Origin of the sequence: Fibrobacter sp. UWH5 (genome assembly GCF_900142505.1) — a bacterium.
Taxonomy (GTDB): domain Bacteria; phylum Fibrobacterota; class Fibrobacteria; order Fibrobacterales; family Fibrobacteraceae; genus Fibrobacter.
In genome coordinates this window covers 37,783-55,743 of the sequence record NZ_FRBB01000020.1, presented here as the reverse complement: position 1 = coordinate 55,743, position 17,961 = coordinate 37,783, and the positions used below count along the sequence as shown (strand labels likewise).

The 17,961-nt window shown below is 50.2% G+C and carries 17 protein-coding genes; 11 read left to right on the top strand and 6 right to left on the bottom strand.

Features of this window, described 5'->3' with window-relative positions:
• Window positions 1–12 precede the first annotated feature (12 nt).
• The 3 genes from BUB38_RS13460 to BUB38_RS13450 all read left to right on the top strand — a co-directional run bounded on the left by BUB38_RS13460 (window position 13) and on the right by BUB38_RS13450 (window position 3,512).
• Window positions 13–633 (top strand): chromate transporter, encoded by a 621-nt coding sequence (locus BUB38_RS13460; protein ID WP_083538281.1) that lies wholly within the window; start codon window positions 13–15, stop codon window positions 631–633.
• Window positions 630–1,244 carry a chromate transporter gene (locus BUB38_RS13455; protein WP_073161254.1) on the top strand — a complete coding sequence of 205 codons (615 nt, stop codon included), beginning with the start codon at window positions 630–632 and terminating at the stop codon, window positions 1,242–1,244. The genes BUB38_RS13460 and BUB38_RS13455 overlap by 4 nt, the downstream gene beginning before the upstream one ends.
• Before the next feature lie 96 nt (window positions 1,245–1,340).
• Window positions 1,341–3,512, top strand: a complete 2,172-nt coding sequence (locus BUB38_RS13450) for an ATP-binding protein (RefSeq protein ID WP_083539816.1) — start codon at window positions 1,341–1,343, stop codon at window positions 3,510–3,512.
• A gap of 10 nt (window positions 3,513–3,522) precedes the next feature.
• Here BUB38_RS13450 and BUB38_RS13445 read toward each other — a convergent pair whose 3' ends face one another.
• Window positions 3,523–4,734: a glycosyltransferase gene (locus tag BUB38_RS13445; RefSeq protein WP_073161252.1), complete on the bottom strand. Its 1,212-nt coding sequence runs from the start codon at window positions 4,732–4,734 to the stop codon at window positions 3,523–3,525.
• 1 nt (window position 4,735) lies between these two features.
• Window positions 4,736–5,215, bottom strand: a complete 480-nt coding sequence (locus BUB38_RS13440; protein WP_073161251.1) for a hypothetical protein — start codon at window positions 5,213–5,215, stop codon at window positions 4,736–4,738.
• A gap of 40 nt (window positions 5,216–5,255) precedes the next feature.
• On the opposite strand from BUB38_RS13440, the gene BUB38_RS13435 reads away from it, so the two are divergent.
• Both BUB38_RS13435 and BUB38_RS13430 read left to right on the top strand, forming a co-directional pair.
• On the top strand, window positions 5,256–7,130 hold the full coding sequence (locus tag BUB38_RS13435) for a DUF4954 family protein (RefSeq protein ID WP_254794964.1): 1,875 nt from the start codon (window positions 5,256–5,258) through the stop codon (window positions 7,128–7,130).
• A gap of 3 nt (window positions 7,131–7,133) precedes the next feature.
• Entirely contained in the window at window positions 7,134–7,688 is a 555-nt protein-coding gene (locus tag BUB38_RS13430; RefSeq protein WP_073161249.1) for a M48 family metalloprotease, read from the top strand.
• 70 nt (window positions 7,689–7,758) lie between these two features.
• On the opposite strand, the gene BUB38_RS13425 is transcribed toward BUB38_RS13430, so the two are convergent.
• The gene (locus BUB38_RS13425; RefSeq protein WP_073161248.1) at window positions 7,759–8,790 is read right to left on the bottom strand and encodes a hypothetical protein; all 1,032 of its coding nucleotides are present in this window, start codon (window positions 8,788–8,790) and stop codon (window positions 7,759–7,761) included.
• Between the two features lie 125 nt (window positions 8,791–8,915).
• Here BUB38_RS13425 and BUB38_RS13420 point away from each other — a divergent pair, with 125 nt between their 5' ends.
• Window positions 8,916–9,917 (top strand): hypothetical protein, encoded by a 1,002-nt coding sequence (locus BUB38_RS13420; protein ID WP_249506461.1) that lies wholly within the window; start codon window positions 8,916–8,918, stop codon window positions 9,915–9,917.
• A 506-nt stretch (window positions 9,918–10,423) separates the two neighbouring features.
• Here the strand turns inward: BUB38_RS13420 and BUB38_RS13415 are convergent.
• Complete coding sequence (locus BUB38_RS13415) at window positions 10,424–11,842, bottom strand: Na+/H+ antiporter NhaC family protein (RefSeq protein ID WP_073161247.1); 1,419 nt, start codon at window positions 11,840–11,842, stop codon at window positions 10,424–10,426.
• A 92-nt stretch (window positions 11,843–11,934) separates the two neighbouring features.
• Window positions 11,935–12,840, bottom strand: a complete 906-nt coding sequence (locus tag BUB38_RS13410; RefSeq protein WP_073161246.1) for an MBL fold metallo-hydrolase — start codon at window positions 12,838–12,840, stop codon at window positions 11,935–11,937.
• Window positions 12,841–12,972: 132 nt separating this feature from the next.
• On the opposite strand from BUB38_RS13410, the gene BUB38_RS16805 reads away from it, so the two are divergent.
• The 5 genes from BUB38_RS16805 (at window position 12,973) to BUB38_RS13385 (ending at window position 16,649) form a co-directional block, all read left to right on the top strand.
• Window positions 12,973–14,538, top strand: a complete 1,566-nt coding sequence (locus BUB38_RS16805; RefSeq protein ID WP_254794963.1) for a sialate O-acetylesterase — start codon at window positions 12,973–12,975, stop codon at window positions 14,536–14,538.
• 113 nt (window positions 14,539–14,651) lie between these two features.
• Window positions 14,652–15,239 carry a fibrobacter succinogenes major paralogous domain-containing protein gene (locus tag BUB38_RS13400; protein ID WP_073161244.1) on the top strand — a complete coding sequence of 196 codons (588 nt, stop codon included), beginning with the start codon at window positions 14,652–14,654 and terminating at the stop codon, window positions 15,237–15,239.
• Window positions 15,239–15,850, top strand: coding sequence for a DUF1349 domain-containing protein (locus BUB38_RS13395; RefSeq protein ID WP_073161243.1), 612 nt, complete (start codon window positions 15,239–15,241; stop codon window positions 15,848–15,850). The genes BUB38_RS13400 and BUB38_RS13395 overlap by 1 nt, the downstream gene beginning before the upstream one ends.
• Before the next feature lie 272 nt (window positions 15,851–16,122).
• Window positions 16,123–16,437, top strand: a complete 315-nt coding sequence (locus BUB38_RS13390) for a BrnT family toxin (RefSeq protein ID WP_199505716.1) — start codon at window positions 16,123–16,125, stop codon at window positions 16,435–16,437.
• Window positions 16,434–16,649 carry a BrnA antitoxin family protein gene (locus BUB38_RS13385; RefSeq protein ID WP_073161241.1) on the top strand — a complete coding sequence of 72 codons (216 nt, stop codon included), beginning with the start codon at window positions 16,434–16,436 and terminating at the stop codon, window positions 16,647–16,649. The genes BUB38_RS13390 and BUB38_RS13385 overlap by 4 nt, the downstream gene beginning before the upstream one ends.
• A 3-nt stretch (window positions 16,650–16,652) precedes the next feature.
• On the opposite strand, the gene BUB38_RS13380 is transcribed toward BUB38_RS13385, so the two are convergent.
• A complete protein-coding gene (locus BUB38_RS13380; RefSeq protein WP_073161240.1) occupies window positions 16,653–17,942 on the bottom strand; it encodes a DUF763 domain-containing protein in 1,290 nt (429 codons plus the stop codon).
• Window positions 17,943–17,961 lie beyond the last annotated feature (19 nt).

Here is a 17,961-nt window from a genome sequence, read left to right as displayed (position 1 = left end):
TAAATTTGTTCTATGCCCGAAAAAGTGCCTCAGTCAAAGTCCGCGCAGCATCCTTCACAGGATCCCGCACAGGCCTCAAATGACGTCGCGGTCTCCCGCAACATCTATCTCGACGCATTCCTGACTTTCTTCAAGATAGGGCTGTTTACTATCGGTGGCGGTTACGCCATGATTCCGCTGATCGAGGCGGAAATCATCGAGAAGAAGAAGTGGGTGGGCAAGGAAGAATTCCTGGACCTGATGGCCATTGCCCAGAGCTGTCCGGGTGTGTTCGCCATAAACATCGCCATCTTTATCGGTTACCGTTTGCGTCGCGTGAAGGGTGCCATTGTAAGTTGCATCGGCACGGCGCTGCCCTCCTTCATTATCATTCTGCTGATCGCGTTGTTTTTCCATCAGTTCAAGGATAATGAAATCATCGCGGCGGCATTCCGCGGCATTCGTCCTGCGGTGGTCGCCCTGATTGCCGTTCCCACTTACAACCTGGCGAAGAAGGCGAAGTTGAACCGCTACACCTTCTGGGTTCCCATTGTGAGCGCCCTGCTGATTTGGCAGTTGGGAGTTTCTCCCATCCTGATCATTATCGCGGCAGGAATCGCGGGCTACATCCTGGGCCGCGGAGGCAAGAAATGATCTTCCTCCAGCTGTTCATTACATTCTTTAAGATCGGCCTGTTCGGGTTCGGTGGCGGTTACGGCATGCTCTCGTTGATTCAGCAGGATGTGGTGGTCAATCACCCCTGGATGAGTTCTGCCGACTTTACCGACATCGTGGCCATTAGCCAGATGACCCCCGGCCCCGTAGGAATCAACTGTGCCACTTACGCCGGCTATACGGCTCTGCAGAATACCGGGGCGGACCCTTGGGTATGCTTCCTGGGGAGCCTGGCGGCAACCTTCTCCCTAGTGCTGCCTTCCTTGATCCTGATGCTCCTGATCAGCCGTTTCTTTATGAAGTATGCCAATCACCCCAAGGTGCGATCCATTTTTGATGGACTGCGTCCGGTAGTGGTAGGTTTGTTGCTTTCGGCGACCCTGATGCTCATGAATGGCGAGAACTTTGGCAATCCCTTTGCTGATTTTGGTGGCGATCCCCTTCAGGCGAAGCAGTTTGCCGTGGCCGTGGCCCTTTTTGTGATTTCCTTTGTCTTGACCAAGGGTTTTTCGGTTGGACATCACAAAATAAAAGTCAGCCCTATAAAAATGATTGTCTTGGCCGCCATTATTGGTGCAGTTCTTCTGTAAGTTGTTGTGTAGCACCACAAAAACGCCCATACTCCAACATGGCATATTGATAAATACAATTTAAAGTTGTATTTTCATAAGCCGAGGTGATTGATTATGGACAAATCTTCAAACGTTTTAGATGAACAGGCTGCAGCAATAAAAGAGTTTATGTATCTGCTCAGCGGCTTTGACGGTGTTAATGTGACCATTAACGACCTTTTGAAGCGTTTGAATGAACATTACGATGCCGATCGTACCTGCATTTTCGAGGTGGACGGCAATAGTGATGTGTCCATCAGTACCTATGAATGGTGTAAGGAAGGACTCGTTTCTGTAAGGGAAAATCCTAGAAACGCGGCAAAGAGCACTTTCAGGAAGTGGGATGAGTATTTTAAGGATGAGACCGGTCTTTATGTAGAAGTCAACGAGGCTTTCCGTGCTGAAAGTCCTGAAGCCTATGACATTCTCTCCAAGTCTAACGTTCAGCGCCTGGTTGTATCTCCCCTCCTATATAAGAATAGCGTGGTGGGCGTATTGTCTGTGGAGAACCCCCATAGGAACAGCCAGCACCTGATACTTCTTTCCGTTATTGCTAGCGCCATATTCCGTGGTATCCAGTACTCCCGTGCCCAGAAGCAGGAGAAGGCTCTGGAAAAGCAGCTGGAAGACGATATTTCTGCAATTGGCGGTCTGGCCAGCGAATACAACCAGCTTATGGTAGTGGATCTGGAATCCGGTCAGTTTGACGCTTACATTGGCGGTAAGAAAGCTTCCAAGGAATTTATGGATTTCACCGGCCAGGGGACCCCGCTCTTCTACGATGGTTTTGTTACCGCCATGCAGTTCCTCTGCCATCCCGAAGATCTTGAACAGATGCTCAAGTTTAGCAGCAGGGATTACATTACGGAATGCCTGAAGGACAAGAAGAGATTCTCTACCAAGTTCCGCTGCCTGGATCTGGAACACAACTACATCTGGGTGAACTTCATTGTCATCAAGTTTGACGCCATCAACGAAGCTCCCACTAGAATTTCTGTGGGCTACGTGAATACCGATGCCGAAGTGGCAGCCGAGAACGCAAGACAGAAGCAGTTGAAGGACGCCTTGGAAAGGGCTGAAGCGGCCAACATCGCAAAGACCAACTTCCTGAGCAACATGTCCCACGACATCCGTACGCCCATGAATGCAGTCCTTGGTTTCGCAAGGCTGATGGAAGGTGTGGTGAACAATCCGGTGGTGGTGGCGGACTACCTGAAGAAGATCCGCTTCTCTGGCGAATACCTGCTGGCCATTATCAACAACGTTTTGGATCTTGCCAGTATCGATAGCGGAAAGGTTCAGCTGGACGAAGGCTTCATGGATGTGCTGGATGCCTCCAACAGTTTCGACGCCATTATCGAAGGTGAGCTGAAGAGAAAGAACATCAAGATTTATCCCACATCGGATATCAAGCACCGGTATGTGTATGCGGATTCCGCCAAGCTTCGCCAGATCATGGTGAACCTGGTCAGCAACGCCGTGAAGTATACCGGTGAAGGTGGCGAGATCCATCTTGAATTTACAGAATTGCCCTGCGATCGCGAAGGTTACGGCACCTATGTGACTACCGTCCGCGATAACGGTATCGGCATGTCCAAGGAATTCCAGGAAAAGATTTACGATTCCTTTACCCGCGAACGCAACACTACGGACTGCGGTATTTCCGGTACGGGTCTCGGCATGTCTATCGTGAAGAAGCTGGTGGACCTGATGGGTGGCCAGATCGAGATGGAAAGTGAACTTGGAAAGGGTACCACATTCCGTGTCATCAACACCCACAAGATTATCGATTCTCCGGAAAAGTTCCTGGAAAAGCGCCTTGGCCAGAACGAAGATAACATGGACTTCAAGGGTAAGCGAATCCTTCTGGCGGAAGATAACGAACTCAACGCCGAAATCGCTAGGACCATTCTCGAAGACCTTGGCCTGCTGGTGGATCATGTGGAAGACGGTGTCGAGTGTGTCAATGCTCTGGGTAAGTCTGAAATGGGCTACTACGACCTGATCCTCATGGATATCCAGATGCCCAACATGGATGGCTACAAGGCAACCCGCGTTATCAGGAATATGGAAAACCGCCTGAAGGCCAACATCCCCATTTATGCCATGACTGCAAATGCCTTTGAAGAAGACAAGAAGAAGGCTCTTGAGGTTGGTATGGATGGTCACCTGGCTAAGCCCATCGACGTGAAGCTCCTGATCAAGAACTTGACAGAAGGGTTTAGAAAGCCGGCCTGTTACGTCTAACTTTTATTGATTATTTAATGACTTTGTTGTAAACGGCAATCTGTCTCTGGATGATGCCGTCCCAGGTAAAGCAATCCTGGATTCGCTTGCGGGAACCTGCAAGGAGTTTCTGGACCAGTTCGGGTTCGGCAGCCAGTCGCTTGAAGGCGTCGGCCAGGGCGACCGGATCTTTTTCCGGAACTAGCAGACCACTTACGTTGTCTACAACTACGTCGGGAATTCCGCCTACGTTGCTTGCCACGATAGGGAGTCCCAGTTCCATGGCTTCGATCAATACCACACCCAAACCTTCGGTGTCACCCTTGTGGTCTACGATGGCGGGTAGGGTAAAGACATTGGCGTTACGGTATTCCGCTTCCAGGTCTGCAGGAGAAAGCTTACCTGTAAAAATGATGTCGCAGTGTTGACCTGCGCTCTCGTCTAACAGAGCCGCCTGCTTTTTCAGTTCTTCGGTCAGGTCGCCTACTCCGACGATACGGATTTCGAACTTGTCTGCAGGCAAGTGTTTGGCGGCCTCGATCAGGTAGCAGATCCCTTTACGTTCAATATGTCTACCCACGAAAAGAATCTTGAACTTTCCGCTGACTGGGTGCATCTGATTCTCGGGCTTGCCGTCCCTCTCGTCTGAACCAAGCGTTGTTCCGTAGGGGCTCCATTCCACGTTCACGTTGCGGATGGCCTTGATCTTGCCTGCGGTAAAACTGCTGTTGGCAAAAACAGCTTGCGCTTGACCGATTGCAAATTTCAATAGGGGCTTCACCCATTTCTTCTTTCGGATCAGAAGGAGTTCCGCACCATGAAAGTTCAGCACCAGGGGAATCCTAAAAAGCTTGGCGGCGCCTAGGGCGATGTAGGCGTGGGGGAAGGGCCAGTGGGCGTGAATCACGTCCGGTTTCCACTTGCGGCAAAGGCTGATGCAGCGGAAGAAACCGCTGATGATATAGGGAATTGCCAGAAGCTGCAGCCAGGGCTTGGAAGCCATCTTGCTGGGGGCGCCTTCTTCGTGGGTCAGCATTTCCCAGTCCTTGGGGGCGTAGCGGAATCGGTTGACCGGCACGCCGTCAATTTCGTGGCTCTTCAGACCTTTGTATGTAGGAGCAAGTACTTGTACGTCGATGCCCGCTTCTTTCAAGTGGGCGATAGAGGCTCGGAGCCAGGGGACTTCGGCGTCTTCATGAAAGCGGGGATAGACTGAGCCGATGACAAGAACTTTCTGGACCATCTTAACCTGTGATATCTGCGTTGACGACATTCATGGTGGTCGTGTCGCCAGAAACCTGGATGCAGGTTGGGTAAACGATGGGCTTTACGACGCTGTTCAGCAGCTTGTTGACCTGATTGAAACCCATGGTGGATCCCATCTGTTCGATACGGCCCCTCACTCTGTTCCAGCCTTCGATTTTAGAATCCAGCAAGAGCATGCCTAGTCCGGATCCCATTTCCAGGAAACCGATAATGTCGCTTCCGCGATTGCTCTTGTGCAGGGAGGCTAGGAAGACTTCCCAGAATTTATCGTTGGCTTCGTCGCTGCCCAGTTCCTTGCGAACGGTTTCGAAGTCAAATTCGATATACACGAAAGAACTGTTATCCTCATCGCTACGGATAATTTCTTCTTGGCAACGTCTTTCAAAAATTTCTTCTGTGTAGATAGAAATATCGTATTTGTGTTTTCCAATCAAATTGAATAGCAGGTCTTTCATCATCGGCACAAATTTAGGCTATTTTTGTGCCATGCAACGACTGTTGAAATTGAAAAAAGTGCTGAAGAATAGTGTTTTGGCTGCTGCCGTTGAAAACTTCAAGGCAATTAAGGCCGCCACTTCCAAATATCGCCCGTTGACTCCCGAAGAAATTCAGATTCTGGAAGGTAACGGCAACCGTTCTGAATCTTGGGATAAGGTGATGGTGGAACCGGATTTCGATGCCGGTCGTATTCATCGGTCCATTTTTGTAGGTGAGGTGTACCTGCCCCGCTTTTTTGGAACTTTGTTGCTCCCGGGTGACGTTTCGTTCCCGACAGGTGTCTATGACAGCATGGTCCATGGTTGCATTATCGAGAATGCGCTGATCTATAAGGTGGCCATGCTTAGTAACGTTCTTGTTCGCAGTAGCGCTGTCATACACAACGTAGGTTCCATTGTTAGCAGTGGAAAGATCAGCTATAAAATCGGTTCGTCCATGTCTGTGGGTAACGAGATGGGTGGCCGCTCTGTTCTGGTGTTCCCGGAAATTACCATGGACCTTGTGGATGCCCAGCTTTTCCACAAGGCCGATGCCGAAGTGAATAAGGCCTTTGCCGAACAGCTGGCCGCCTACCGCGAAGAGATGGATCTTCCCTTTGGTCTGGTGGGTAAGGGTGCTGTCGTAAGCAATACCAATATCATTCGTAACAGCTGGATTGGTTCCCACGCCCGTATCGAAGGCGCTTCCAAGATCAGAAATTCTGTGGTGCTCAGTTCTCTGGAAGATCCCAGCCACGTTTATGACTCCGTGATTCTTGAGAACTCCAATGTGCAGATGGGCGTTACCATCCACACCGGTGCCGAAGTTCAGGGATCCGTTCTGATGAACCGCGTGAAGGTGGCTTGCAAGGCCATCGTCAAGTCTTCTATTATCGCCCCCTGCTGCCATATCGAAGAGGGTGAGGTCAACAGTTCCTATATGGGTCCCATGACCCAGATGCATCACCATTCCCTGTTGATTGCTGCTCTCTGGCCCGATGGTTGCGGCAACCTGGGTTATGGCGCCAACGTGGGTAGTAACCATACCGGCCGCATGCCCGATCAGGAAGTGATGCCTGGTCAGGGGATGTTCTTTGGCCTGGGCGTGAACATCAAGTTCCCCGCCAACTATCGCGAGTCACCGTTTTCGTTGATTGCCACCGGCGTGACCACCATGCCCCAGCGTTTGAAGTTCCCCTTCTCCCTGGTGCGCCCCGGCGATCCGCAGCTTATGGGTGTGCCTGCACGCCTGAACGAAATTGTACCGGGCTGGAACTATGCCCGCAATGCCTACGCCCTGGACCGTAATGCCTATAAGTATTCCGTTCGCGGCAAGGGTATTATTCCTGTCGGATTCTATAGCATCTTTAGCCCCGAAACGGTGCGCTATGTTTACGATGCCTATTGCCGTTTGCAGGTGTCCACTATTCGCGATGTCTACACCAAGGAACATATCGATGGCCTTGGCGAAAACTTTTTGCGTGAACGAGTACGTCAGCAGGCTCTGCATACTTATGCGGAATATCTGGAACGTTACGTCCTGGATGCCATCATCAACTTTGTGGCGGGCGATGCCAATTTGCAGATGCAGCCGGTCAAGGAACTGCGCCGCCTGATTATGACGGAAACTGAAACCAACAAGGATGTTGTCCGTGTGGTGCCCCTGCCCGAAACTCTGGAAGATCTTCTGAAGCGTTACCGCCAGCTAGAAAAGGACTGGTTCGAACGCGTGTCTCACGGTCTTGACAAGGATAACGAACGCGGTCGCGAAATCTTTGACGACTACGACGATGCCCATCCTGTGGACAAGGGCTTTACGGAATGGGAAAAGGCCCGCGTCGAAGAGAAGCTGCGTAAGCTTACCTCTGTGGCTAAAGTTTCAAAACTTGAGGTCTAGCCCATGATGGTGGCCCTCTGGATTTTGCTTGCCGTGGAGGTGGTGGCCCGTGCTGTTCTCGAAGTGCGTGAAGCCCGCCTGACGCAGGTGAAGGCTGGCGCCTTTGGGGTGCTTCGCCTGATTCCTCTGGTGAACGATATTGTACCATTGCCCGAAAGCCGCAAGGAACCTCTGGTCGGGAACTTCGTGAAGTTCCATGAAGAAGCTCACGGTGTTTATCACCACAGTGTTTTGCGGAACCTTTTCAAGGTGGCGGTGCTTATGCTTGCGGTGGGTCTGTTGGCCATGCTGATGGGACGCTACGGTTTGCCTCTGTGGGCGGCTATCCTCTGGCTCCATGTGGTGGCGGTTCCTGGCCGCGTGCTGTTCCATTTCTATTGCTGGAATCAGGAATACGAATGCGACAAGTATGCTCTGGAAGCGACTGACAAGCAGGTGGCTAAAAAGGCGCTGCGCGAACTTGCCTCTTGCGAGATTCCGCATACGGTTCTTTTTTCGTTAATTTATCGTGAACATCCGTCTGCAGCGTTGCGGAAGAAAAGACTGCTGGGCCGTTAAACGTCGGGCTGCCAAAGTCTCGCCTAGGTGAGATTCCAAATCGCTTGGCCGCTTGCGTTTAGTCGATCCCCTAGAACTTTCGGGAAAAAGTCGCCATGATGACTTTTGTGCCCCACTCGCTTCCGATTCTTTCCTGTAGAAGTTCCTCAGTGACTTCGTAATGGTAATTCCTGTATTTGCGATCCCTGGAGAAGTTTGCCATGATCATGCCATTCCATTTTTCGTTAACCTTTATGCTCAGCATGGGCATGATGCTAAAGGTCTTGAAGTAGGGATCATAACCATCGTAAACTTCGTCAAATTTGGTGGACCTTAAAAATCCGCCTACACCGGCGTTGACCATGAGCATGGGGAATCGCTGGAATGGCAACATATAAATTAATGTTCCTCCATACCGGTAGCGGTATCCGTTTGCAGAATACTCCGAACCGCATTTCCAGATTTCACCCTCTTCGGCATTGGTGTACTTGGTAAAGGTCCAGTTGGCGTTTGGCCTCAATACAATCCTGGTCCATTTGCTCCTGGGCAAAAAGGCAATCAAGGGAATGGTGGCGCCCACTCGGTATTTGATTCCGTAGGAAAAAGCCGTCATGAACATATCCCTGTCAAACGCACCTTCCTCAGCATTGTATACGCCCATGAAGGTGGCGTAACTTCCGTAGTTGAAGGAGGAATGGATGTTTGCGGATATGCCCAGCTCCAACAAGTGGATCGCTTCCAGGGTAATGTCGCTGTTGAATCCCAGGTCCATGATGCTCAGGTTTGAACCCACCATTCCTTTCAAAGTCAGCAGTTTGCCCAGATCCTTTTCGGCACGGAAATCGCTGTTCCAGGCAATGGGGGTTGCCAGCGGGAAGAACGGCCAATTGTGCAGGGATTCCGAATTGCGGAGCGCCTTGTGAGTCAGTACAAAGGCTGCCCAGGTAAAGTTGTGGTTTACGCTGGTTCGAAAGCTAGAGTCAATGGCCGCCTCGGTCTGGACCGTGGCTGTTTGGGCGGAATCCGTTTGCGTAGAATCTGTCTGCGCGCAGGCGGGCACTCCCCAAAAAAGGGTGCAGCCCAATAGCGCAATTGCCAGCTTCTTGAAAACGGATCCATTCATAACGTAGTTCTTTCAATCTAGCTTTTTCTTTCCCGAGTCCACATTTTGGGGTTGGCTTGCCATAGTCGAAATTTTGTATATTCCTTGAAGAATATTGAAATCGCAGTTTTGGAACGCTAATTTTTATGAAGAACATTATTTTGGTACGTCGTTTTTCGCTGATTGCCCTGCTGGTATGTCTTGTGGCTTCCTGGAGTTTCGCCTTCGATGTAAGTGTCAAGGCCAACGTGGATAACGCCCAGGTGTTTATCGGTGATATGTTCAATTACGAAATCTCCGTGACCGCTCCCGAAAACGCCATTGTGGATTTGCCCAGCTTCGTAGGAAATCTCGGTAGCTTCGAAGTGAAGGAAATGAAGAATGAACGTATTACCGAGGGTATGCCCAAGGGCACTGCAAAATTTACCTGGCTTGCAACGTTGAACACTTTTGTCGGCGGCGATTTCATGATCGCTCCCCAGCAGGTGTTGGCTGTTGTGGGTAGCGATACCGTGCGCACCAATACAGACCCCGTGGCCGTGAAGGTTGCTCCCCGCACCACCGGCGAAGAAGAGGACATCCTGGAAGTGGAAGACCCCATGGCTGACCCCCGCCTGCCTCAGTGGCTGTATATTTTGCTGGGTGTACTTGGTGCCATCTTGCTGGTGGTGGCTGGCTGGCTCCTGCACAAGAAATTACGCAAGCAGGGTGCGGCTCCCCGTCTGCCGCCTTACGAAGAAGCGGTCTTGGCTCTCAAGGAACTTCGCGTTCGCAATTACCTTGCCGAAGGAAACCAGGGCGACTACTTTATGTCTATGGGCTTCATTACCCGCCGTTACATTGAACGTCGCTTTGGCGTAGAAATTCTTGACGCTACTGTGGCGGAACTGAAGCAGCGCATGGCTCACGTTTCTGGCCTCCCGCAGGCTTACAAGGAATCTGTTGTAACTCTGGCTGTAGAAACGGAACCCGTCAAATTCGCCAAGATGAAATTGGACGGCGAACGTTGCCGCTTCTGGGATGAATGGGCCGACCGTCTGGTTGAAGATACCAAGCCCACTCCCGAAGAACAGCAGGCCGAAAAGGAAGCCTTGAAAGCCGCTCTCGCCAATGTGAAGGCCGCCAAGAAAAAGTCCAAGAAGAAATAGCCCCGCGAGGGAACAAGGCTTCGTGCCATTCGCTAAATTCGAAAAGCGATTTTAAAAAGTCAGATTTTCATTTTGAGGTTACTAAATGGGCAAGAAAAGTTCATTTAGTAACCTTTATTTTGTATAAATTAATTATTTTATCTACTTTGATGAGGAAAAATACGTTTTTGGGGTTACTAAAAAGGATAAAAAATAGATAGTAGTAACCTGTGCACCTTGTAAAATAGCTCGTGAATGTGGTTCTCATTTTGAATAAACTAAAATTGGGGTTACTAAATCGTATTAAAACGCTTGTTTAGTAACCTATTTTTGAAAAAAGTCCCAAAAAAAACGGTCGGCGCCGAAGGGCCGACTCGTTTCTATCTCAGCAGGTCCCGCAGGCCCCGCGTTCCGGTTAACATCCGGTCTATGTCTATAATATACGGCAGAATGTTCGTGGACGCAAGGGGGAGTGCTGCAAATCGCTATTCCAATGTGGAATTGCCAGGATCGCGCGAAAAGCGGCCTTAGACATTCTTCTTTCTCTTGGGGGAGATGGCGATAAAGGCCAGCACACTGATCAAGAGCAGGAAGGGATAGAACATGTAGGGGATGATGTCGAAGGCGCTGACGTTCACCGCTTCGACACCGTTGACCACTGCTTCGACACCGTTGACCACTGCGCCGGCTGCGGTATTTGCGGTTGCTGCCGATGCGATGGCGGAAAGGGCTACCAGCATCTGGGCACCGTAGGGGAGCAGACCTTGCAAAATGCATCCGAAAATGTCCAGGAGGGAGGCGGTCTTTTGCGGGGAGATTCTGTATTCGTCGCTCATCTGCTTGGCGATGGGAGCCGCCATGACGATGGCTACGGTGTTGTTGGCAGTGGCTACGTCCATGGCGCTTACCAGAAGGCCGACGCCCAGCTGACCGCTTTTGTGACCCTTAAATACCTTGTGAATGAAATCCAGCAATGCGGCAAAGCCACCGTGAATGCGGATAAGTCCGCAGAGGGCGCTGACCAAAACGGCTACCATGATGGTTTCGTACATGCCGGAAATTCCATTGCCGATGTTACCTAGCAGACCTACGAAATTCAGGTTACCACTACCTACCATAATGGCGGCTGCGGCGACGATGCCCACCAGCAAAACAGCAAACACGTTGATGCCAGTCAAAGCCAATGCCAGAACAAGAACGTAGGGCATCAGCTGGATCAGCTTGTAGTCTGCGGAAACAACTTCCTTGGCGTCGGTGGCGAAGGAGATGGCTGTAATAATCACGATGGCTGCCAAGGCGGCAGGCAAGGCGATCCAGAAATTCACCTTGAACTTATCCTTCATCTTGCAGCCCTGTGTGGAGGTGGCTGCGATGGTGGTGTCAGAAATAAAGCTCAAGTTATCGCCGAACATGGCGCCGCCAATGACGGACGCCACACAGAAGGGAATGCCGAATCCTGCGGCTCCTGCCACTTCAATGGCGATGGGGGAGACCACTGCGATGGTGCCGACGGACGTTCCCATGGCGGTAGAGACGAATGCTGCTACCACGAATAGGACGACGACTGCAAATTGCGCAGGAATGAAATCCAAAAGCAAGTAAGCTGCCGCGCTGGCGCTGGAACGCCCAAGAATTCCTGCGAAGATACCGGCGCACAGGAACACCAGAATCATGAGGAAAATGTTGCGGTCGCCTAAAGCGCCTGCCATCACGTTCATCTTCTTGTCAAAATTCAACTTGCGGTTCTGAATGCAAGCCACAAAAATGGCAATGAGGAACGCTGCTACAATGGGGATGTTGTAGAAGCCCATGGGGACCTTCAGGACGTATTCAAAGGTGATGCCAAGTCCAAGATAAAGCACTAGGAAGATGGCGATAGGCAAAAGGGCCTTGGGATTGCCCTTGATGTTTTCAAGATTTTCGAGGGAAATACTTTCGTTTTTCATGTTCAATAAGATAGTATTGTTTTTGATTACTTGTTTAAAATCGTCATCCTGAACGTAGTGAAGGATCCATATCCTTGAGTGTAGCCGAAAGGCTAAATTTCTATTTCCAAACCCGTGTACATTTGCTCTGCGCGGTCTCCGAGAACGCCCTTTAAAATTTCGTAGGCGCGATCGCCAGTGCAGTGGCCTGTATAAATTTTCTGGACATCCAGTTCACGGAGGCGGTTGGCAAAGTCGCGTACGCGGGAATCGGGAGTCTTGTAAAGATGGAACCCGCCCAGGATGGCGTAAATCTTTTTGTTGGGGAAGGCCAGCTGGATTTCCTTGACGATGTTGTCGGCACCGCCGTGGCTGCAGCTGTTCATGATGAACAATCCTGCGGGGGTGTCAAAGACGAGGCTTTGCTCGTGGTCAAAACTGTCGGGAAGGTACTTGCCGTTCAGCTTGATGGAAAGGCCGTTGCGGGCGGCGATTGCGGCGCGGCTTTCTGCGCTGAATATTGTGTCGTTGTGACCTATCAGAAAAACGCCCGGCAGGATTTCCGTGGGACTACTCGCGGCTTCGCGAGAGGAACTGCCAACGAACTTGATGCGGTCTGCGTAGCGCTTGAGCCAGCCGCGGTGTATGCCGATGTATTTCTGATAGGAAAACAGCTTGAGGAATTTATGCCTGCTGTAGCAGTTTTCGCCGGCACCTTCCCGCAGGTAAAAACAGGCGTGGTCATTTGCCTTGAAAAAATCTTCCATGCCACCGGCGTGGTCATAATGGGCGTGGCTTAGAACGCCTGCGTCAACGGTGCTTAAATCTACTCCCAGTGCAGTTGCGTTTTCTGCAAAGTTTGCTGACGCTCCGGTATCCAAAAGAATTCGATGACCATTGAATTCAATGAATGCGGAGAGTCCCCATTCCGGCGTCAATGCGTCGCAGGAACAGACTTCGGTTTTGGCACCTGGATTTCCCGAAAATTTACGATTGTCTATAAGAACTGAAATTTTCATCCTGCACAATGATAAAAAATATGTCCCTTGAAAAAGTGCCGGACCTCGTGGATAATTTGTCCAGGAGAAGTTCCGTATATATGGGCTTTTTTGTGGCGCAAAAGGGTATCTTAAGATTGTATGGGTACCAATATGAAAAAATTGATTTTGTCCTTGGCTGCGGCGGCCACTTTGGCGAGCGCTGCACCCGATCCGAATTTCCACATCTACATTGCCTTTGGCCAGTCCAATATGGCGGGTGCCGCAGGCGCTGCAGAACCAGAAACAAAGCCTTATCCGCGATTTAAACTTTTGCCTTCTATGGATTGCCCCGCAAAGGGTCGCACCATGGGTGTCTGGACCGATGCAACTTCCCAGTTGGCAAACTGCGATAACCCTCCCAGCATTTCTGTTGCAGATTATTTTGGCCGCACCTTGGTGGATTCCCTGCCCGACGTAACCGTTGGCATTATTTCGGTTGCTGTGGGTGGCACTGCGCTTAAGTTGTTCGATAAGGACAATTGGCAAGCTTATCTCGAAGATCCTGATCGTCAAAAGGAAAACTGGATTATTAACTGGGCCAAGGCTTACGATAGCAATTTGTACAAGCGAATTATCGACCTTGCAAAGATTGCCCAGAAGGATGGTGTCATCAAGGGCATTATTGTACATCAGGGCGAATCGGACTGGAACAATAACCATTGGGCCGAAGACCTCAAGAAAATTCGCGACGATATGCTGACCGATCTTGGACTCAGTTCCGACACCGTGCCGCTGCTGGCTGGCGAAATGCGTGAAGATGGTTGCTGCAGGGGCTTTAGCACAAGCCAGGTGCAGCGTATTACCAAGGTGATGGATAATGCCTGGCCGGTTTCTTCATCTGGTCTTGGAAGCGCTGGCGATAGCTATCATTTTAACCGCGACGGTTACATTGAATTTGGCAAGCGTTACGCTAAGGTGATGCTGGAACATATGAACCGTGCTCCTGTCGAGCCAATGCCTCAGCAGCCGTTTAAAGGTGTGGCGGCGACTATTCCCGGAAGAATCCAGGCGGAAGATTTTGACATTCCCGGCGTAGGTTCCGGTAACGATTCCTACAAGGATAACGATTCTGAAAATCACGGCGACAGCGGTTACCGCAAGGATACTGGCGTTGACCTTTATAAGAAAGGCGACAAGGTTGTGGTGGGCTACAACCAGGAAGGGGAATGGCTGGAATACACGGTGAAGGTTGCAGAAACCGGCAAGTACGATGTATTTGCTTCCGTAGCTTCCGCCAACAATACTTCCAGTTTCAAGCTTTCCATGGATGGCAAGGACATTACGGAATCCATTGCGGTCCCCAAGAATGAGGGCAAAGACAACTACGATGATTTCAATAATGTTAACGCGGCCAGTGGCGTGAATCTCAGCGAAGGTGAACATGTCTTGCGATTCACGGTAACGGGAAGCTGGATGGATATTGATTATATTACGTTCGCTGTATCCGGTGACCCCATCACTCCTCCTGATTCCAGTGTTGGAATTATCCGTAGCTATGCAATGAATGCTGCTTCCAAGAATTACCGAGTCTTTGATTTGATGGGCAAGGTCCTTGGCAGTGTCCGCGTGGATGGCGCCGCTTTTGAAACGAGCCTAAAGACTGCTGGGTATAACAAGGGCGTTTACCTGCTGCAATCCGCTGATGGAATTAGGCGAACGGTCCGATTGAATCGTTGATAAAAGCTCATGTTCCTGATGATTGAAGTCATGCCGATGAAAATCGGCATCGGCTTTTTTTATTTTAATATCTGATGATAAAATTTCGCTTTGGCATATTTGTATTCCTTCTGATGAGTTTGCAAGTATTTGCGCAGGACATCTTAAAAGATTCCCGAGATAATCAGGAATACAGGACGGTAAAAATTGGTTCCCAGGTTTGGATGGCGGAGAACCTGAGCTTTGCCGCGGAAGAAAGTTGGTGCTATACACGTTTCAATTACGACTGTCGCAAGTACGGTCGTTTTTATACTTGGGATGTGGCGAAGAACGTCTGCCCCGCCGGTTGGCACCTGCCCACGGCCGCAGAATTTGAACAGCTTTTCGCAGACGTAGGCGGTCGGGACTCCGCAGGCGTCAAGTTGAAATCCGCTGAAGGCTGGAGCCATTACGGCAACGGTTCCGACGAGTACTGCTTTAACGCAACGCCCTCGGGTTTCCGCGATTACCGCGGTCGCTTCGATCGCCAGACAATGTACGCTTATCTGTGGAGCGCCACGGAAGAGGGTGTGTCGCAGGATGGCACAAACTTGCAGGATGGTGATGCCGCGCCCAGCAAAAAAGCAATCGGCGTCCACATGATGGCTGGCCGCAAGGATGCTTCCGTTTATCCTTATGCAAAGAACTTCGGACTATCCGTTCGCTGTGTGAAGGATGAATAATGAAAATTAATGCCAAGGATTGGTTCTGGACTCGGGCTCCGAAAAAATTTATCATTACCGACGATTCCGTCGAAATCGTTACGGAACCGCACACGGATTTATGGCAGAGAACGTATTATCATTTCCGTAATGACAACGCTCCGGTTCTTCAAATAAAGACAGCGGAAAAGTTCTTTTCCTTTGTGGTTAAAACTTCGTTTGAAAGCAAGCGTCGCTTTGATCAGTGCGGCGTGGCCATGTATCTGGATAGCGAAAACTGGTTGAAGGCTTCCATCGAATACGAGAATGAAAAGTTTCAGCATCTTGGAAGTGTTGCTACCAACATGGGATATTCGGACTGGGCTACAACTGCGATCCGTGCCGATATCAAGTCCATGTGGTATCGCTTCAGCCGTCGCGAAAATGATTTCTGCATTGAATGTTCCGAAGACGGCTCCAACTTCACGCAAATGAGAATTTGCCACATGTGGAAGGCAACCGATGAAATTCAGTTTGGCATTTACGCTTGCAGTCCCGAGGATTCTTCCTTCAAGGCGACCTTTACGGATATGGAATTGACGGAATGCAAATGGCTTGCCCACGACGGACAAGCCCCTGACGAAAAAATCTAGAACGCTCCTTAAACCGTTCTTCCGCCCCACTCTTGGGAGTGGGATCTTTTTTTATATCTCCCCTAAAGGGGATCATGCGCACTAAGGAATAAATTCCTAAGTGCTGTCCGTCCTCGACAAGGGCACAAGAGATCAATCTCAAAGGGAAATGCGTTCTTCAGGAAAAAAGTGAAAATACTCAGAATTGAGTTAAATGCGTCCGCAATCGCATTGCAGGCACTTGCGTTTATTTTTGAATGTAATTATATTGTAGTTATACATCGAGGTCTATTATGGAAATAGATTTCGAGTGGGATGAAAAGAAGAATGAGATAAATCGGAAAAAGCATGGCGTATCTTTTGAAGAAGCCAAGAGTTGCTTTGAAGATGATCATGCTAGAGTTTTCTTTGATGTAGAACATTCAAAAGATGAAGATCGTTCTATTCTTATAGGATTGTCTTCTGAACTAAGAACCTTGATTGTTGTCTATACGGAACGTGTTAATGGTGATGATGATTTGATTGTCAATCGCATCATTAGTGCCCGGAAAGCGACGAAGAAAGAGTTTCAGTATTATTGGAATGCGCGTAAAGGAGATGAACCATGAAGAAAGAGTATGATTTTGAAAAAATGAAGGCTGTAAGAAATCCTTATGCGGCTGCATTAAAAAAACAAATTACCATTCGGTTGAATTCTTCAACCATTGAGTATTTCAAGAAAATGTCAAAGGATCAGGGCATTCCTTATCAGACTTTGATTGATTCTTATTTGACAGATTGTGCTGTCAAAAAGAGAAAGATTTCAATTGAATGGAAATAGGCCTTAAACCGTTCTTCCGCCCCACTCTTGCGAGTGGGATTTTTCATGCTCCAGAGTTTTATCGAAGTCGGCGAGGGGTTCGCAGTCTTTTTCGATGGCCAGCTGGGTGGCGTGAAGGCGGTTGAGGCAATCCATTTTATCTCGATCGCCGATTTTCGCCTTTTCAATAGCGCCTTTCAGAACGCGAATGGATTCGTCGTAAACGCGGGTGGGAACAGGGAAGGGGTGCCCATCCTTGCCACCGTGGGCGAAGGAATAGCGGGCAGGGTCCCTAAAGCGGGAAGGAGTTCCGTTAATCACTTCGCTGACGAGAGTGAGGGATTGCAAAGTGCGGGGGCCAAGTCCCGGTGTTAACAGCAGACTTTCAAAATCCTTGGGGTCGGATTCGTAGGCGGTTGCAAGTACGCCCCCAAGGCGCTTCAGGTCCACATCTTCTGCGCGGACTTCATGGCGGTTGGGCATAATGCAATCCCGGGAAGAATTTGCGATAATGGGATCTCGGGAACCGAGGCGGACCGGCGTACCATCCGGCGCGACAATGGGCGCAAATAAATCCATCTGTGGCGACACCACCATAGAAGAGCTAGGGGTTACCATCTGACGAATTTCGCGCATCATCCTGTCGGGATTTTCGTGAGTCAGTTCCAGAATGGAGTTGCGGGTAATGCCTGCTTCCTGATGAGTCAAGTTCAGAATCTGCCCGCGGTTTTCGCCCACCACGCCTGCGTGGGGTTCTTCTACAAAAGAACGCAAGTTAGAAGAACACCAGTGGTAACGTCTTGCAGCCCGGGCGTCCGTATTCATGCCCTGCTGAACCACCGCCCAGTCGCCCTCATCCGTCACGATAAAATTATGCTGATAAAGCTGGAATCCGTCTTGCACCGCGGTGTTGTCCACCTTGGCGCAAAGACAGCTGGTGCGCTTCAGGTAATTCCCGTCCACGCCGGTCTGGTCTGCAATCTGCAGCAGTTCCGTAGGAGTCTCCCGCGAAAACTTTCCGCGGCCGCCGCACACATAAATCCCAAGATCCCTTGCAATCGGGTTCAGCCCACGCTTCAGGGCGTACATCACGCTGGTGGTAATTCCCGAGGAATGCCAGTCCATTCCCATGACCGCCCCGAAGGACTGAAACCACAGCGGGTCACTTAGGCGAACCAGGAATTCCTTCTTGCCGTAATTCTCCACAATGGATTCGGCAATGAGTCTGCCCAAATCACGCATACGGTCTGCGAGCCAACGGGGAACAGTCCCCGTATGCAAAGGCAAGTCTGCAACACCAGTACGCTTAGGCATGATAAGTTATTGAGGTTTG

What these genes read in the sequence shown, in the direction of transcription:
- BUB38_RS13395 (WP_073161243.1), top strand. Translation starts at nt 15,239, where the DNA reads ATGAAAATTAATGCCAAGGATTGGTTCTGGACTCGGGCTCCGAAAAAA.
- BUB38_RS13425 (WP_073161248.1), bottom strand. Translation starts at nt 8,790, where the DNA reads ATGAATGGATCCGTTTTCAAGAAGCTGGCAATTGCGCTATTGGGCTGC.
- BUB38_RS13385 (WP_073161241.1), top strand. Translation starts at nt 16,434, where the DNA reads ATGAAGAAAGAGTATGATTTTGAAAAAATGAAGGCTGTAAGAAATCCT.
- BUB38_RS13450 (WP_083539816.1), top strand. Translation starts at nt 1,341, where the DNA reads ATGGACAAATCTTCAAACGTTTTAGATGAACAGGCTGCAGCAATAAAA.
- BUB38_RS13460 (WP_083538281.1), top strand. Translation starts at nt 13, where the DNA reads ATGCCCGAAAAAGTGCCTCAGTCAAAGTCCGCGCAGCATCCTTCACAG.
- BUB38_RS13455 (WP_073161254.1), top strand. Translation starts at nt 630, where the DNA reads ATGATCTTCCTCCAGCTGTTCATTACATTCTTTAAGATCGGCCTGTTC.
- BUB38_RS13410 (WP_073161246.1), bottom strand. Translation starts at nt 12,840, where the DNA reads ATGAAAATTTCAGTTCTTATAGACAATCGTAAATTTTCGGGAAATCCA.
- BUB38_RS13440 (WP_073161251.1), bottom strand. Translation starts at nt 5,215, where the DNA reads ATGATGAAAGACCTGCTATTCAATTTGATTGGAAAACACAAATACGAT.
- BUB38_RS13445 (WP_073161252.1), bottom strand. Translation starts at nt 4,734, where the DNA reads ATGGTCCAGAAAGTTCTTGTCATCGGCTCAGTCTATCCCCGCTTTCAT.
- BUB38_RS13400 (WP_073161244.1), top strand. Translation starts at nt 14,652, where the DNA reads ATGAGTTTGCAAGTATTTGCGCAGGACATCTTAAAAGATTCCCGAGAT.
- BUB38_RS13390 (WP_199505716.1), top strand. Translation starts at nt 16,123, where the DNA reads ATGGAAATAGATTTCGAGTGGGATGAAAAGAAGAATGAGATAAATCGG.
- BUB38_RS13415 (WP_073161247.1), bottom strand. Translation starts at nt 11,842, where the DNA reads ATGAAAAACGAAAGTATTTCCCTCGAAAATCTTGAAAACATCAAGGGC.
- BUB38_RS13420 (WP_249506461.1), top strand. Translation starts at nt 8,916, where the DNA reads ATGAAGAACATTATTTTGGTACGTCGTTTTTCGCTGATTGCCCTGCTG.
- BUB38_RS16805 (WP_254794963.1), top strand. Translation starts at nt 12,973, where the DNA reads ATGAAAAAATTGATTTTGTCCTTGGCTGCGGCGGCCACTTTGGCGAGC.
- BUB38_RS13430 (WP_073161249.1), top strand. Translation starts at nt 7,134, where the DNA reads ATGATGGTGGCCCTCTGGATTTTGCTTGCCGTGGAGGTGGTGGCCCGT.
- BUB38_RS13380 (WP_073161240.1), bottom strand. Translation starts at nt 17,942, where the DNA reads ATGCCTAAGCGTACTGGTGTTGCAGACTTGCCTTTGCATACGGGGACT.